We start from the raw sequence: 15,860 nt of genomic DNA on the forward strand, positions 1-15,860 counted from the left end.
TCTTGCCTGTTACAGGGCCAAATTGATATGAAAAAGCTACTGAAATTAACCACATACCTGGGCATGGCCGGCACCGCGCTGATCGCCCCCTCGTGCCAGCTGGATGAAACGATTTATTCGTCTATCTACACGGAAGCATTCTATAAAACCGCCGCGGATGCGGAAAAAGGGCTGATCTCCGTTTACGGCGCATTGGGCAGCCTGGGCGGCGGTCCCGCGTTGACGCTCGTCGGCGATTTCAGCGACGACCAGACCTACCCGCGCGCCGTGGTGGGCCGCAACACGCTCACGCAGTTTACCTACGACGTGAACTACACCACCCAGAAAAGTAATTCCCGCCTCAACGAATCGCCGCAGCAGATTTGGCAATCGTGCTACAACGGCATCGAAAAAGCGAACTGGGTGATTGCCAAGGTGCCGGATGCCAACATGGACGAGACGCGCAAGAAGCAGATCATTGGTGAAGCGTACTTCCTGCGGGCGTTTTACCATTGGTTTTTGAGTAAAAATTTCGGGGACATCCCGGTTAAAATCACCCCAAGCTACACCGAAGCCGAAGCGTCGACAGCCAAAAGCCCCAAAGCGGACGTGTACAAACAAATTTACGCCGACCTCGATCAGGCTTTGAATGCCGGGCTCGTGTCGTACCCCAATGTGGAGAAAGGCCGCGTTGCTAAGGAAGTGGTGAATGCATTGTATGCCAAAGCTGCCCTGTATAATGAAGACTGGGCCAAAGCGCTGGAACAAGCCAAGGTGGTCATCAACTCAGGCAAATATGTGCTCATGACTGATGTGCGCGACGTTTACAAATATGACCAGGAAGATGTTGCACGCATTGAAAACATGTGGGCATACGAGGCAGACCCTGTGTCGCCGGGCCTCGGCCACCAGCTGACGGGCCTCTGCGGTCCTTCGGGAAGTGCCGGCGCGGAATATGCCCGTACCTCGTATGGCTCGATGTTCGCCTACCAGGCATTCTTCGATTCGTTCGACCCGGCCGACAAACGCCGGACTTTGCTGGACACCACCTACATCGACAAAGCCGGCAAAGTGGTTCCGCAGCGAAGCATCACGCCCATCACGACAAAGGGTGTGCTCATTAAAAAGTATCAGGACCCTGTTTCGACTGTGGGACTGATCCCGAACATCCCGATCTTCCGCCTGCCCGACATGTACCTCATCGCCGCCGAAGCGGAAGCCCGCCTGAACGGCGCCACGTCGGCCGCGTACGGTTTCGTGAATCCAGTGCGGAAGCGTGCAGGCCTTCCGGAACTAAAAACCGGCCTCACCAAGGACGCATTCATCGAGGCAGTATTGCAAGAGCGCGCCTGGGAGTTTTTCGCAGAAGGCGACCGCTGGTATGACCTTACCCGCACCGGCAAATTCCTGACCGTGATCCCGAAAGCGGTAAACGACGTGTACCCGACCCGCAACGTTACCGCCAAAAACAGGTATTTCCCCATCCCGCTGGATGAAATCATCGCCAATACGAAGCTGGAACAGAATCCTGACTGGAAATAAAGTTATCGAAATCAATGCTGATCGCCCAAGCGCTTTTATTCCTGGCAACACTCCTATCCGCCCCTTTTCCCGACAGGCAAAAGGGGCGGGTCAGGGAGTTCACGGTCACGGAAAACGACACATTGACCTACACCTTGAAACTCGCGCTCGACGACAAGGGACAGCCGCAGTATTTTTTCAGGAACATTTTCACACCGGTTTGCTACACCAATGAATGCAAACCGGTGTATATCAATTTTTACTGGGATTTACTCGGCAACTATCAGCGTTTCGACCTGCCTGAGGGCAAAGTACTTACGAAAGTCGATCACGACGAATTTAAAGAAGAAGACTACCAGAAGTTGCAGGATATCCTGACCCAAAACAATTCCATTTTCGCAGACCTCAAAATGGAAGACCTGATTACCAAGGGAACGGACAACCTCACCGATTCGGTAGACGCCAAAGCGGGTGCGACATTAAAAACCATCAAAAACCAGGTTATCGACGGCGCCGTTTACACCTGCTATACATTGTGGCACATCGCCTATGGCAGAGCCGTGCCCGAAATGCGGAAAATCATCGAAGCATATTCGAATGATGTCCTGCTGCACCGGTTTCTGGAAAGCAAAAACCACCATTATCAGTACTGGGCGATGGCCAAAGTAGTGAATGCGAACGGCCAGGTGAGCAAGCCGTTCGAGAAGGATATCGAGGGGATTATTGCCGGGAAGAACGGCTTTATTGCCAAATATGCCTTGCAGCAGGTGGGAAGCGATTTTTTCAAAGGCGCCGACCGGCAAAACTGGCTTTGGGATACTTACCTCAAAACCGGCTACGCAATGCAGGTGGCGATTCTCAAAAAAATGACGGAACTGCAACTCGCCAAACCGGTTACTGCCCGGCTGAAAGAGAGCCTGGCCAATGCCAATGAAGAACAAACCAAATTGATCAACAGCATTTTAACAAAACAATAAAATGAAGAAAACGCTCCTGGCAGTATGCATGATCCTGTCGCTGTTGCCCGCGATGGCGCAAAACCATGTGTTTGTGGAAACCGAATCCTTCGAAGACAAAGGCGGCTGGGTGATTGACCAGCAGTCGTTTGTCGTGATGCACTCCTCCTACCTGATGGCCCACGGAATGGGCCGGCCGGTGAAAGACGCGACTACCACGGTAAAACTGCCTAAAACCGGAAAGTATCGCATGTGGGTGCGTACCAAAGACTGGGCACCATTCCCGAAAGGCCCCGGCAAGTTCCAGGTCGTGATCGACGGCAAATCCACCGGACAGACGTTCGGTGAAAGTGGCTCGGATGCCTGGAAATGGTACGACGGCGGCGTGATCGAAACGAAAAGTGCGGATATGAAACTGGCATTAAAAGACCTCACGGGCTTCAATGGCCGCTGCGACGCACTGCTATTCACCGACGACCTGAAATTTACCCCTCCCAATGAGCTGGAACCGCTCACCGCATTTCGCAGAAAGCTCCTCAACCTGACCGACAAGCCACAAGACGCAGGCCGCTACGACCTCGTGGTGGTAGGCGGCGGCATTGCCGGGACCTGCGCGGCCATTTCGGCAGCGCGCATGGGCCTCACCGTAGCCCTGATCCAGGACCGCCCCGTGCTCGGTGGAAATAACAGTTCCGAAGTGCGCGTGCATTTGATGGGCGACGTCGACAAAAACCATTACCCCAAACTCGGACGCATTGTGCGCGAAATGGACAACGGCGATCCCGGCAATGGTAACCCCGATGCCAAAGAATACGGCGATGCGCGCAAAATCGCGATTGTTAAAGCCGAAAAGAACATTTCGCTATTCCTGAACACCCACGTTTTTAAAGTAGAAAAAGAGAACGACATTATCACCGCGGTGGTCGGCCGGGACATTGCTACCAACCAGGAGCGCCGCTTTTCCGGCTCGTTCTTCTCAGACTGCACGGGCGACGGCACGGTGGGCTTCCTCTCCGGCGCCGAATTCCGCATGGGCCGCGAAAGCAAGGCTGAAACGGGCGAGTCGCTGGCGGCGGAAAAGTCCGACGATTTCACATTGGGAACTTCCAATTTGTGGGCTTCGCTCGATCGCGACACTGTTTCGTCCTTCCCTGAAACGCCCTGGGCCATGCAGTTCTCCGACGAATACCACATCGACGAGCCCAAATCCGACTGGCAATGGGAAACCGGTTTTGGGAATTTCAACACCATTACCCAGGCCGAACAGATCCGCGACCATAACCTGCGCGCCATTTACGGTAACTGGTCTTATCTGAAGAAAAACAAAGCGGCCAAATACGGCAAAAAGGAACTCGCCTGGGTGGCTTACATCGGCGGCAAGCGCGAGTCGCGCCGCATTATCGGGGATTATGTTCTGAACCAAATGGATATCCAGGAAGGCAAGTTTTACCCCGACGGCTCGGTGACCGCCACCTGGACCATCGACCTGCATTTCCCGGATGCCAAAAACAGCAAGTATTTCGAAGGGCAGGAGTTTTTCGCGGGCACCAAGCACATCAAAGTAGCGCCCTACACGATCCCCTACCGTTGTTTGTATTCCAAAAACATCCAAAACCTGTTTATGGCCGGCCGAAACATCAGCACTACGCACGTGGCATTCGGAAGCACGCGGGTGATGCGGACTTGCGGGATGATGGGCGAGGTGGTAGGCTTTGCGTCCTACATCGCTAACAAATACAAAACCAGCCCGCGCGGCGTGTACAAAGACCATTTGCCCGAACTCACCGGAATTTTGAAAGGCGAAACCCTCGCTCCGCAGCCCTGATGGATTTTGAATAGCATTACATTACATATTGCCGGAGTAATATCCACTTTCCTTACCGTGCTGCCATTGGCGACAATGGCGGCCACGGCTGTGGATTCCATGGTTTCGATTGATGGCGAAGCGCAGGGCACTACGTATCATATCCGCTATTTCGATCCCAAAAACAGGAATTTCAAGCATTCGATCGACTCGATATTAACTGAATTTGACAAATGCCTGTCGCTCTACCGGCCTGATTCAGAACTATCTGCATTCAACACCAATGGGCAGCATCGCTTCCGTTCGCAATGGTTTTATGAGGTTTTGAGTAAATCAAAAGAAATCCATGAAGCAACGGGCGGCGCATTTGATCCTACGATCATGCCGCTTTCGGAGGCTTATGGTTTTGGAAATAAAAAGAATACCGATCCTGAAAATGCGAACATCGATTCACTGCTGTCTCTGATTGGTTTTAAACAAATTGAATTCAATGAAAAGGAAGTTCAGGCACGGCCGGGCGTGAAACTGGATTTCAACGGCATTGCACAGGGCTATTCCGTGGATATCCTCGGCGCATTCCTGAAAAGCCTTGGTATCGACCGGTTTATGGTCGAAATCGGTGGAGAAGTGCTTTGCTCGGGCTTCAAAACTGGCGGAAAGCCTTGGGTAACCGGCATCGAAAATCCGCTTAAAACCAATGCCCTCGCCGCGACGGTCCGGCTCACCGACCGCGCCATGACCACCGCCGGCAACTACCATAACCACATTATCCGCAACGGCATCACCTACAACCACATCATCGACCCTCGGACCGGCGGCCCGCGACCCGGCGGCCGGCGATCCGGAGCGCCGGAACAGCCCCTGCTGCTGAGCGTGACGGTGTTTGCCCAGGATGCCATTACCGCCGACGGCTACGACACGGCATTTTTCGTGATGGGCCTGGAAGCTACCAAAACCTTTCTGAAAAACCGGAAAGATATGGACGTGTACATGCTTTACACCAATGAGGAAGGGCAATTAATGTCCTTCGCAACAGACGGTATCAAAGATTTTATTGAGGAAAAATGAAAAGAATAACCCTGCTAATACCCGTTTTACTGAACATTCTGACCGTTCTTCCGGCCCCGGCCCAACAGGGTGCGCAACGGACGTCCGTGAAAGCGCTGGCCAATAATTCCGTACGCGTGCAATGGCGCGAAACGGACGGTGCCATGAAAATCGAAGAGGTATCGGTGAACAAAAAAGGCCAATGGAGTAAGCTCGCGGCACCGTCCGGCGAGTACACGCTGCTTTATTCAGAAACCAAACCTTCGACCGAATCAGCCGAAACATTTGAAAAAATCACCGGTGGAAAATTCCCGGAAGACGCCTACCATTACCAGCAGGTGCAATGGAAAGAAAGCACCACCGGCGTGGCATTGAACACCGCCGGCAAGGCCATCCACTTTTTCCCGAAAACCGGCGAAGCGAAAGACAATGGCCTGGAATTCAAATCCGAAACCGACGTCGCGAACGTCACCGCGCATTGGAAACTCGACCCGCGCTTCCCGAACGACGTGCTGGTAACCCTTACGTTGCAGGCTAAAAAGCAGGGTTTCTTCTCGCTGGCGACGCCTACTTTGGCCGCACTGCCCGTGGAGCAGATGAGCTGGGTGTCGGTGCCGGGCTATTTTCAGGGGAATTTTATGCAAAAGAACTTTGCATTGGCCTATGCTTACGGCCACGGCGTGCCCGACCGCCCGGCGGTGTACCGCGAACGTTGTGCGTCTACATTAAGTCCGCTTGTCAGCAACAAGGACGGCATTACCTGGTCGGTGGTGCCGGAGCCCGGTCTCGCGCGTGACCCGTGGGCGAAGGACCAGATCACGCAGATAGACTGGCACCTGGGGCTCTCGCATATGAACCGCAAGGCGCAGCTCTCGCCTACCTTATATTACCCCGTGCTGGGAGAAGACAAGTCCGAAATGCAGGCCGGGCAGTCGGTTTCCTACACCTTTAGGTACAGCATGATCGCCGGCGACTGGTTCGAGGCGACCAAGCACGCGGCCATTGACATATACAAATTCCGCGAAACACTCGCACTCCGCCAGAGCAAACAGGCGCTCACCGACCGCATCGAGAAAATGCACCATTACCTCACCGACCCTAAAACGTCGCTGTGGAACATCGAGGAATTCAAAGGCAAGCAAATCGGCGCCCAATCGTACCTCGGCGGTGTGGTAGGCTCGAACAAGGATGCCATGAAAAACTCGGATTACGGCGCGATGTGGATGCTTGCCAATGCCACCAATGATCCGGAACTGACCGAAAAAGTGCTTCCTCCCGCCGAGAACTTCAAACTTGTGCAGCAGCAAACCGACGAAGGTTTTTTCAAAGGTGCCGTGGAAGGCCAGTATTATTTAGCCAAAAAGAAAACATTCGTAGAAGAATGGGGTGAGGTGGTGGAACCCATCGCGCTGACCTACTATGTGATGCTCGATGTGGGCAATATGCTGCTTTTCGAGCCGGATAATGCCGAATTGAAGGAACGCCTCAAACTAGGCGCCGAGAAACTGCTCAGCTGGCAGCGCCAGGACGGCAGCTTTGCCGTTGCGTACGACCGCAAAACCGAGCAGGAAATTTTCAAGGACATTCAGGATGTGCGGCCTACATTTTACGGGTTAATCGTCGCACACCGGATTCTCAAAGACGAGAAATACCTCAAAGCCGCCGAAAAAGGAGCCGACTGGTTCCTGAAAAACGCCGTGCAAACCGGTGCCTTCCTGGGCGTGTGCGGAGACGCGCGCTACGCCCCCGATTTTGCCACAGGCCAGTCGGCACAGGCATTGCTGGATTTGTTTGATTTAACCCAAAACAAAAAATACCAGGAAGCGGCCGTGACCTGCGCGAAAATTTACACCTCATCCATTTACACGCACCCCATAGCCGATCGCCAGCCCAAAACGGTGAACGGAACGGCGCGGGAGGATTGGGAGATCAGCCAAACAGGCCTCAGCTTCGAGCATGGCGGCATTTTCGGTTCGGCAACGCGGCACGGACCTATCCAGCTTGCGAGTCACGCCGGACTGTTCATCCGCATTTACCAGCTCACCGGCGAGCAGCTTTTTGCCGATATGGCCCGCGCTGCCGCCATTGGCCGCGATGCGTTTGTGGATAGCAAAACTTCCGTGGCATCCTACTATTGGAACGCCATGAACCGCGGCGCCGGCCCCTACCCGCACCACGCGTGGTGGCAGGTGGGCTGGATCACCGATTACCTGCTTTCGGAAGCGGCATTGCGTTCGAATGGCAAAGTTTCGTTCCCGCGCGGCTTCGTAACACCGAAAGTGGGCCCGCACCAAACGTACGGTTTCGCGCCGGGCGAGGTGTTCGGCGACAAAGCGAACCTGATAATCCGGGAAGGCTTTGCAGTAGCCGACAGCCCGTCCATCGACCCGATCATTTCAAAATCGACCACCAAAAACATTTACTACATCACGCTGCTCAACAACAGCCCGCAGCCGACGGCCTTCAACCTCAAAATCGACCACAACAAAATATCCGAAAATAACCCGCCCGTAACCATAAAATGGGCCGAAACGAACCAGAAAGCGGCCATTACCAATATCAAACTGCCGGCATTCGGTAGCAGAACGTTGGTTTTAAGCTATAAGCTTTAGGCTTTAAGCTATAAGCTTATAGCAACCATATACAACAACCAAAAGCATAAAGCTTACAGCTTATAGCTTATAGCTTAAAGCCTAAGGCTCACAGCAGCATACAGAAATTCTATGAACAATACCACCGATACCATTGTCATTCTCGTTTTCTCCGCATTCGTGATGGGCATTGGGATGCTTTTTGCCCGGACGGGGCGCAATTTGAAATCATTCTTCGCCGGCGGTGAGGCCGTGCCATGGTTCATTGGCGGGCTCTCGCTTTTTATGAGCTTCTTCTCGGCGGGCACCTTCGTGGCGTGGGGTTCCATTGCCTACAAGCACGGCTGGGTGGCCATCACCATTCAATGGACAATGTGCATCGGCGCGCTCATTACCGCCCTTTACCTTGCGCCGCGCTGGAAACGCACCGGCGCATTAACCGCCGCAGAGTTCATTCGCGAGCGGCTCGGACTGTCGGTGCAGAAGACCTATATCTTCATTTTTACACTTGTTTCAGTGTTTATCAAAGGTTCGGTGCTGTACCCGGTTGCCAAGCTGGTGAGCGCTTCGCTGGACTTGCCGCTTGTGCCTTGTACCATTGGTTTGGGGCTTTTTATGATTGCCTACACCGCTGTGGGCGGACTGTGGGCGGTGATGGTGACGGACATTCTGCAATTTGTGGTGCTGTCGGCGGCGGTGTTCATCCTGCTGCCACTGTCGTTCAACAAAGTGGGCGGCTGGGAAGGCTTCACCAACAACATCCCCGATGACTTTTTCAACCTGCTCAATGGCGAATACACCCTGGGCTTCGTGGCCGCATTTGTGATTTACCACATTTGCTACATCGGCGGCAACTGGACGATGGTGCAGCGCTACACGAGTGTGGATAGTGAAAAATCCGCCAAAAAAGTGGCGTTCCTTTTCGCTGGCCTGTACCTGATCAGTCCGGTGATCTGGATGTTCCCGCCGATGATCTACAAGGCCATTAACCCCGCACTCACCGGCCTGGACACCGAAAACGCCTACCTCATGATCTGCAAGCTCGTGCTCCCTCCCGGCTTGCTCGGGCTGATGCTCACGGGCATGTACTTCTCCACCTCCGCCAGCGCCAACACGGCATTGAACGTCGTATCCGCGGTTTTCACGAATGACATTTATAAAGGGATGGTCAACCCCGCCGCCTCCGACCGCCAGCTCATCCGTGTAGCGCGGGGCTCGTCGTGGTTTTTCGGGCTGGGCATGATCGGCATCGCATTGCTGGTACCGGCCGCGGGCGGCATTGTGGAAGTAGTGCTCAGCATATCGGCCATCTCGGGCGGGCCGCTGCTAGCGCCGCCGCTTTGGGCCTTGTTTTCCAAACGCCTCAACGGCCGAATCACGCTATGGATCACGGGAATCGGGCTTTGCGTGAATTTGTTTTTCAAAACCCTCGCCCCGCTCCTGCTGGATTTCAAACTGTCGCGCGGGATGGAAACGATTGTGGGCGTAGGGCTGCCGCTGCTGCTTTTGCTCGCCTACGAACTTTGGGCACGCTCTAAAAACAAGGTGGCTGATGAATTCACCAGCTACATGCATTCCAAAGACCAGCGCAAACAGGAAGCCACCGCTGTGGATGCCGAAGAAGCATTTGAGATCAAAAAGCAAAACCGCTTCGGCTTGCAGGTAATCGCCGGCGCATTGCTATTCACAGCAGTGATGTTATTTATCCTGAGCGTGTTGACAACCGACGGAAAGATGGTAACGGCAGGTGTGGCAACGGTGGTGCTGATTTCCGCAGCGATACCGTTTTCCGCGGCGCGGAAGGTGGTGCTGGTGCGGGAAGACGAGACGCGGGTTGCCGCGTAGGTTTCTCGCTGGCGGTATTGTTACATGCCTTACGGCATTTTTTGAACAGCAATTAGCCCATTTGATCCTACCAATATTACATCCCTGACGGGATTTTACTTGGAAAGTCCAATACGCCTTCGGCTCACATTAACGGCGGCGAGTCCCGTAAGGGACGCAACATTGGTAGCAATATGAAGTGTGGATATGGTAAAAATGCCGTCAGACATGCAACAGCAATACGAACGGGATGACGCGGGAATTAAATTAAAAATCAACCTCTCAAAAAACATAATCACAACCGAAAGACATCACATAATGAAACGCTTAACTCTTTTAGCCTCTTCCCTCCTGCTCACATTAACATGCACGCAACTTGCAGCCCAGCCGGGTGCGGCCCAGCCGAATGCGGCCCAGCCGAATGCGGCCCAGCCGGGTGCAGCCCAGCAGAACGCGCCCCGTTACCACATTCGGCAGCATGATGCCATTCCGCTGCATGGCGAATGGTGGTTCCTGCTCGATCCGGCCGGGTTGGGGATGGCCAATGAATGGTACAAGGGCATTAATGCGCAGGAGAGCCGGCAGGATAAGGTGACGGTGCCGCATTGCTTTTCGACCGACCGCCGCTACGAGTTTTACTCGGGAATGGCCTGGTACCGCAAGAATTTTGCCTGGAAGAAAACGACCGGCAAACGCGTAATCCTGCATTTTGACGGAGCTTATTACCAAACCAATGTGTGGGTGAACGGCCAGAAAGTGGGCGAGCATGAGGGCGGCTACACGCCGTTCAGCTTCGATGTGACGGAGCAGCTGAAAGATGGCGATAACCTGCTCGTGGTGGCGGTGGATAATGATACCTGGAAAACGAACACGATCCCGGGCATTAAGGACACCGGCAATGTGAATGATGGATTTATTGGCTGGGTGAACTACGGCGGCATCATCCGCCCGGTTTACCTGACGATCGAACCGGAGGTGTATGCCGAAAACGTGAAGATCGAACCAATTCCCGATCTGGCGAAGGGTACGGCGGTGGTGAAAGCTAAAATCCGCGTGCGCAATGCCTCTGGCGCTGCGGCTACCCCGAAAATGGCGTTCGTCGTTTCGCAGGAGACCAAGCCTCTGCCTTTAAAATGGAAGACCAATGCAGCGAGCATTCCGGCAGGCCGGACTGCGATTCTGGAAGCGGAAGCGACGTTGACAGCCGCTCAGACGAAGCTTTGGGACCTCGATCAGCCCAATTTGTATGAATTAAAAACGATCGTGGGCACGGATACGCTCGCTTCGAATTTCGGCATCCGGGAAGTGAAAGTGAGTGGCACGCAGATCCTTTTGAATGGCAAACCCATTAAAGTCGGCGGCGGAAACCGGGTGATCGATTACCCCGGCCTGGGGTCGGTGGAGCCGGACTGGCTGATCGAAAAAGATTTCAAATTGATGAAAGAGGCCGGTATGGAATTTCAACGCCTCACGCATTACACACCTTCGGAATACTTCTACGACCTCGCCGACCGCTATGGGATGCTCATCATCACCGAGGCCGGTAACTGGCAGCTCACACCGAAGCAAATGGATAACGATTCGATGCGTACGAAGTTCCGATCGCAATTCCGCGAAATGGCCGAGCGCGACTGGAACCACCCGAGCGTGATCGCATACAGCGTCGGCAACGAATATCAGTCGACGACTGCTTCGGGCCAGCGCTGGACGAAGGACATGATCGCCTACGCCCGCGAGCTCGATCCCACACGCCTGTACACCTTCGCAACCATGCTGCTGAATCGGTTGCCCGCCAAACCGGAGGATGAGGCGAGCCAGTATGTCGATTTTGTATCAACCAATACCTACGGCGGCCATGCCAAATCCCTGGACCACATCAATAAGCTCTATCCCAACAAGCCGGTGTTCATCAGCGAATGGGGCACGCGGTCGGACGGCAAAGGCGGCGAAGCGGGACAAGCGCAGCATTTGAGTGATGTAATGGTGGAAATCCGTAAGCGACCGTTTGTGGTCGGCGCTTCCTGGTGGACTTATAACGATTACCGCAGCAAGCTGTTCGGCACGAATGTAAATGGCTTCCGGCCGTGGGGCATCGTGGGGCCTGAGCGTCAGGAGCGGCTTGCCTACCCCGTACACCAGAAGGAGTTTTCCCATGTGATTGTGGAAAAAGCCAGCTTCAAAACAGGCGACCAGGGAGTGCATCAACTGGTGCTGAAAGTGACTTCGCGGGGCGACTTCCCGGCGCGGCCTATCAAAAACTATACTATGAATGTGGGCGAAACCAGCATTGCATTACCCGAAATCAACCCCGGTGAAAGCAAGGAAATTACCGTTCCGATCCGCGGGTTCGACAAGCAAATCCACATCACCGTGAGCAAACCGACCGGTTTCATTACCACCCAAACTGACATTGACCTCAACTGACAAGGCCGGAAGAGGCTGCAAACTCGACATATTAAGACCTGAGAAAAATGATAATCGGAGAATCGACACACAAAAGAGAACCTAAAACCATTGCGCTTGCGGCGGACCTGGTAATTGTAGGAGGCGGACTGACAGGCACCTGCGCGGCCGTTACCGCAGCCCGTGCGGGGCTGAAAGTGCTGCTTGTGCAGGACCGGCCCGTGCTGGGCGGGAACTGTTCGAGCGAAGTGCGGCTATGGATACTGGGCGCGACCTCGCATATGGGCAACAATAACCGCTGGGCGCGCGAAGGCGGCGTGATCGACGAGATCATGCTCGAAAACGCATACCGCAACCCGGACGGCAACCCGCTCATTTTCGACACGGTGCTGCTTGAAAAAGTGACGCAGGAAGCAAACATCACGCTGCTGCTGAACACGGCGGTTTACGATTTGGACAAGGCACAAAACGGCGACAAGATCGAGGCCGTACACGCATTTTGCAGCCAGAACAGCACCAAATACACGCTGACGGCACCGCTGTTTTGCGACGCTTCGGGCGATGGTATCGTCGGGTTTCTCGCAGGAGCTGCGTTCCGAATGGGCGCGGAGTCGGCGGAAGAATTTGGAGAGAAATTCGCGCCGGACAAGGCCTATGGCGAGCTGCTGGGGCATTCTATGTATTTCTATTCCAAAGATATAGGCAGGCCGGTAAAGTTTGTACCGCCTGCATTCGCTTTGAAGGACATCACGCATATTCCCCGCTATAAAACGTTCAATCCTAAAGACTTCGGCTGCCGGCTCTGGTGGCTGGAATACGGTGGCAGGCTGGACACGGTGCACGACACTGAAAAGATCAAATGGGAACTTTGGAAGGTCGTTTACGGCGCCTGGAACTACATTAAGAATTCGGGCGAATTTCCCGAGGCCGAGAACATGACGCTCGAATGGGTGGGAACCATTCCCGGCAAGCGCGAAAGTCGCCGGTTTGAAGGCGATTATCTGCTCAGACAGCAGGATGTGGTGGAGCAAACCGTATTCCCCGACACCGTTGCATTCGGTGGTTGGAGCCTCGACCTCCACCCTGCCGACGGCGTTTACAGTGATCAGGCAGGTTGCAACCAGTGGCATAGCAAAGGCGTTTATAGCATTCCATACCGCTGTTTTTACAGCAAAAACATTGAAAACCTCTTTATCGCGGGCCGCATTATCAGCGCCACGCACGTCGCATTTGCCTCCACGCGCGTGATGGCCACGAGCGCGACGGGCGGCCAGGCGGTCGCGATGGCAGCGGCAGTAGCGCACAAGCATGGCTGCACCCCGAGGGAAGTGGGCGAAAAGCATTTGGAAGAATTGCAGCTGGAACTCTGGCGTTCCGGCCAGTATCTGCCACAAACTGCCGTTTCCGACCCGGATAACCTCGTTAACAATGCGCAAATACAGGCTTCGTCCACATTAGAATTGAAAGAACTTACCGGCTCCGACCAATGGAAGCCGATCCAGCATTCGGTGGCACAAATGCTGCCGGTGCGGGGCAATATGCCTTCGGTGACCGTTTGGGTAGAAGCGGCGCAGGATACCGAGCTGGTGGTGGAGTTGCGTAAAAGCAGCAAGCCGTTCAACCATACGCCGGATGTGATTTTGGAAACTAAAAGCTACCGTCTGATCACTGGAAAGCACGAACTCGTGCTGGATTGGGACAGCCATTTTGCCGAAGAATGCTATACCTTCGTGAGCTTTCTCAAAAACGCAGACGTTAAAATCCAGTACAGCGAGCAGCGCGTTACCGGTTTGGTAACGGTTTTCAATGCGACGAATCCTGCCGTTTCCAACTACGGAAAGCAGGAACCGACGGAAGATCTGGGCGTGGACACGTTCGAATTCTGGTGCCCGCAGCGCCGTCCGGCCGGTTTGAACCTGGCATTCACATTAAGCGAGCCCATCCGTCTTTTTGGAACAGAAAACCTCCAAAACGGCTGGCACCGGCCCATCGCCTCGCCAAATGCCTGGGTAGCGGCGCCGGACGACCGTCATCCCGAGATCGACATTCAATGGAATGAAAATCAACTCGTTTCGAAAATCGAGCTGGTGTTCGATACGGATTTCGACCATCCGATGGAGAATGTGATTTACGTACATCCCGAAACCGTGATGCCGTTTTGTGCGCAGAATGTGGAGGTGATCGATGACGCCGGGAAGGTAATCGGCACAATTGCGGACAATCACCTTACCAAAAGAACCATCACGCTGGCTGCGCCGGTAAGCACACGTTCGCTGAAAATCAGGCTGCAAAACAGCCATGCACACGTGCCGGTGTCGCTTATGGAAGTCCGCGCGTATTAATGCGGCTTCCTTTTTATTCTTTGAAAACTAATAAATTGATCTTAAATTTGCCGTCCTGAAATAGCAAACATTAGTTTGCTATTTTCTTGAAAGTTTACTCTATAATTATAGTATACTACATAGACTTTGAAGGAAGCGGCGGATTTTACACCCTCAACTGAAAACAACGAAAAGACCTGGGAATCGCTACAAGTGGCTTATATCGCAAGTGGTGATCCTGAGGAAGATCGGCGTTTGGCTGCGCTCGCGCGGGAGCAGGGAAAGGCTGTTTTTTTGCGCGACCTGCCTGAGGAATCGGATGCCATTTTTCAGAATGCGCCCCCGGTACCCGAAAACGGGCAGCCAATCGTTCGCGCTTCCAGAAATAATCCAAAAACGCCGCTCACCTGGGAGACCATCCAGCAGAAACTCTGGGCGGCCACCATCCGCAAGCGCAGCCGCACCGAAATTGCGGTTAATATCTTCTCGGCGATCGCATTGATGATCGTCGGACACCTGCTTTTCACCTTTTTCACCTACGACCGCCTCACGCTCCTCTGGAACGAACTGGAAATGAGTGAAAGCTTCTTTTATTATGTTTTGGGCGGTTTCGTGGCGCAGATGATCGATGGTGCGCTGGGAATGGCTTACGGCGTTACGGCTTCCACATTCCTGCTCACGGTGGGCGTGCCGCCGTCGGCTGTGAGTGCGAGCGTGCACACTTCGGAGATCTTTACGAGCGGGGTGTCGGGCTACATGCACCTCAAATTCGGGAATGTGAACAGTAAGTTGTTCAAAAAGATCCTCTTCCCGGGCGTGCTCGGCGCGATTGTGGGCGCTTATGCGCTGTCGTCCCTCGAAAAATACATTTACATTATAAAGCCGTTAGTGGCAATTTATACGCTGGTACTGGGAATCCTTATCATCCAGAAAGCGTTAAAGAAACGAGTTGAAAAACGGCCGATCAAGAAAATCGGCTGGCTGGCGATGGCAGGCGGTACGCTGGATTCCATCGGTGGAGGCGGCTGGGGCCCGATCGTCACGTCGACGCTCATCGCCCGCGGACGGCACCCCAAATACACGATCGGCTCTGTGAACCTCGCGGAGTTTTTTGTGTCGCTGGCAAGCTCGGTTACCTTCATCAGCATTATCGGATTTTCGCACTGGCAGGTAGTGCTCGGCCTGATCCTCGGTGGCATGGTGTCCGCACCGATCGCCGCCACGCTATCCCGCCGCCTGCCGATCAAAACCATGATGATCATGGTCGGAACGATCGTCATCATCGTGAGTCTAAGGATTATTTATATGGTTTTAAGTGGGCTGTAAGCGGTAGGCTTTAAGCTGTAAGCAATAAGCTGTAAGCCTTGAATCGTAGAATGATAGTTTAGTTAAGACGAGTTATTTACTAGGTATA

General features: G+C 53.9%; 9 protein-coding genes. All 9 read left to right on the top strand.

From position 1 onward, the window contains the following. Positions 1-27: 27 nt before the first annotated feature. The 9 genes from DFER_RS12855 to DFER_RS12895 all read left to right on the top strand — a co-directional run bounded on the left by DFER_RS12855 (position 28) and on the right by DFER_RS12895 (position 15,772). On the top strand, positions 28-1,521 hold the full coding sequence (locus DFER_RS12855) for a RagB/SusD family nutrient uptake outer membrane protein (protein WP_015812070.1): 1,494 nt from the start codon (positions 28-30) through the stop codon (positions 1,519-1,521). A 14-nt stretch (positions 1,522-1,535) separates the two neighbouring features. Beyond that, positions 1,536-2,477: a hypothetical protein gene (locus DFER_RS12860; RefSeq protein ID WP_015812071.1), complete on the top strand. Its 942-nt coding sequence runs from the start codon at positions 1,536-1,538 to the stop codon at positions 2,475-2,477. 1 nt (position 2,478) lies between these two features. Further along, the gene (locus DFER_RS12865; protein ID WP_015812072.1) at positions 2,479-4,281 is read left to right on the top strand and encodes an FAD-dependent oxidoreductase; all 1,803 of its coding nucleotides are present in this window, start codon (positions 2,479-2,481) and stop codon (positions 4,279-4,281) included. A 6-nt stretch (positions 4,282-4,287) separates the two neighbouring features. Beyond that, positions 4,288-5,328 carry an FAD:protein FMN transferase gene (locus DFER_RS12870; RefSeq protein WP_229206242.1) on the top strand — a complete coding sequence of 347 codons (1,041 nt, stop codon included), beginning with the start codon at positions 4,288-4,290 and terminating at the stop codon, positions 5,326-5,328. After that, positions 5,325-7,919, top strand: a complete 2,595-nt coding sequence (locus DFER_RS12875; protein ID WP_015812074.1) for a hypothetical protein — start codon at positions 5,325-5,327, stop codon at positions 7,917-7,919. Before DFER_RS12870 ends, DFER_RS12875 begins: the two co-directional genes overlap by 4 nt. Before the next feature lie 111 nt (positions 7,920-8,030). Beyond that, the gene (locus tag DFER_RS12880) at positions 8,031-9,743 is read left to right on the top strand and encodes a sodium:solute symporter family protein (protein WP_015812075.1); all 1,713 of its coding nucleotides are present in this window, start codon (positions 8,031-8,033) and stop codon (positions 9,741-9,743) included. Positions 9,744-10,040: 297 nt separating this feature from the next. Beyond that, positions 10,041-12,146 carry a glycoside hydrolase family 2 protein gene (locus tag DFER_RS12885; protein ID WP_041736428.1) on the top strand — a complete coding sequence of 702 codons (2,106 nt, stop codon included), beginning with the start codon at positions 10,041-10,043 and terminating at the stop codon, positions 12,144-12,146. Between the two features lie 47 nt (positions 12,147-12,193). Beyond that, positions 12,194-14,467: an FAD-dependent oxidoreductase gene (locus DFER_RS12890; RefSeq protein WP_015812077.1), complete on the top strand. Its 2,274-nt coding sequence runs from the start codon at positions 12,194-12,196 to the stop codon at positions 14,465-14,467. A gap of 126 nt (positions 14,468-14,593) precedes the next feature. Further along, the gene (locus DFER_RS12895) at positions 14,594-15,772 is read left to right on the top strand and encodes a sulfite exporter TauE/SafE family protein (protein WP_015812078.1); all 1,179 of its coding nucleotides are present in this window, start codon (positions 14,594-14,596) and stop codon (positions 15,770-15,772) included. The last annotated feature ends 88 nt before the right edge of the window (positions 15,773-15,860 follow it).

Source organism: Dyadobacter fermentans DSM 18053, assembly GCF_000023125.1.
Lineage (GTDB): Bacteria > Bacteroidota > Bacteroidia > Cytophagales > Spirosomataceae > Dyadobacter > Dyadobacter fermentans.

Coding starts and splice junctions, on each gene's coding strand:
- DFER_RS12855 (WP_015812070.1), top strand. CDS start 28: ATGAAAAAGCTACTGAAATTAACCACATACCTGGGCATGGCCGGCACC.
- DFER_RS12860 (WP_015812071.1), top strand. CDS start 1,536: ATGCTGATCGCCCAAGCGCTTTTATTCCTGGCAACACTCCTATCCGCC.
- DFER_RS12865 (WP_015812072.1), top strand. CDS start 2,479: ATGAAGAAAACGCTCCTGGCAGTATGCATGATCCTGTCGCTGTTGCCC.
- DFER_RS12875 (WP_015812074.1), top strand. CDS start 5,325: ATGAAAAGAATAACCCTGCTAATACCCGTTTTACTGAACATTCTGACC.
- DFER_RS12880 (WP_015812075.1), top strand. CDS start 8,031: ATGAACAATACCACCGATACCATTGTCATTCTCGTTTTCTCCGCATTC.
- DFER_RS12885 (WP_041736428.1), top strand. CDS start 10,041: ATGAAACGCTTAACTCTTTTAGCCTCTTCCCTCCTGCTCACATTAACA.
- DFER_RS12890 (WP_015812077.1), top strand. CDS start 12,194: ATGATAATCGGAGAATCGACACACAAAAGAGAACCTAAAACCATTGCG.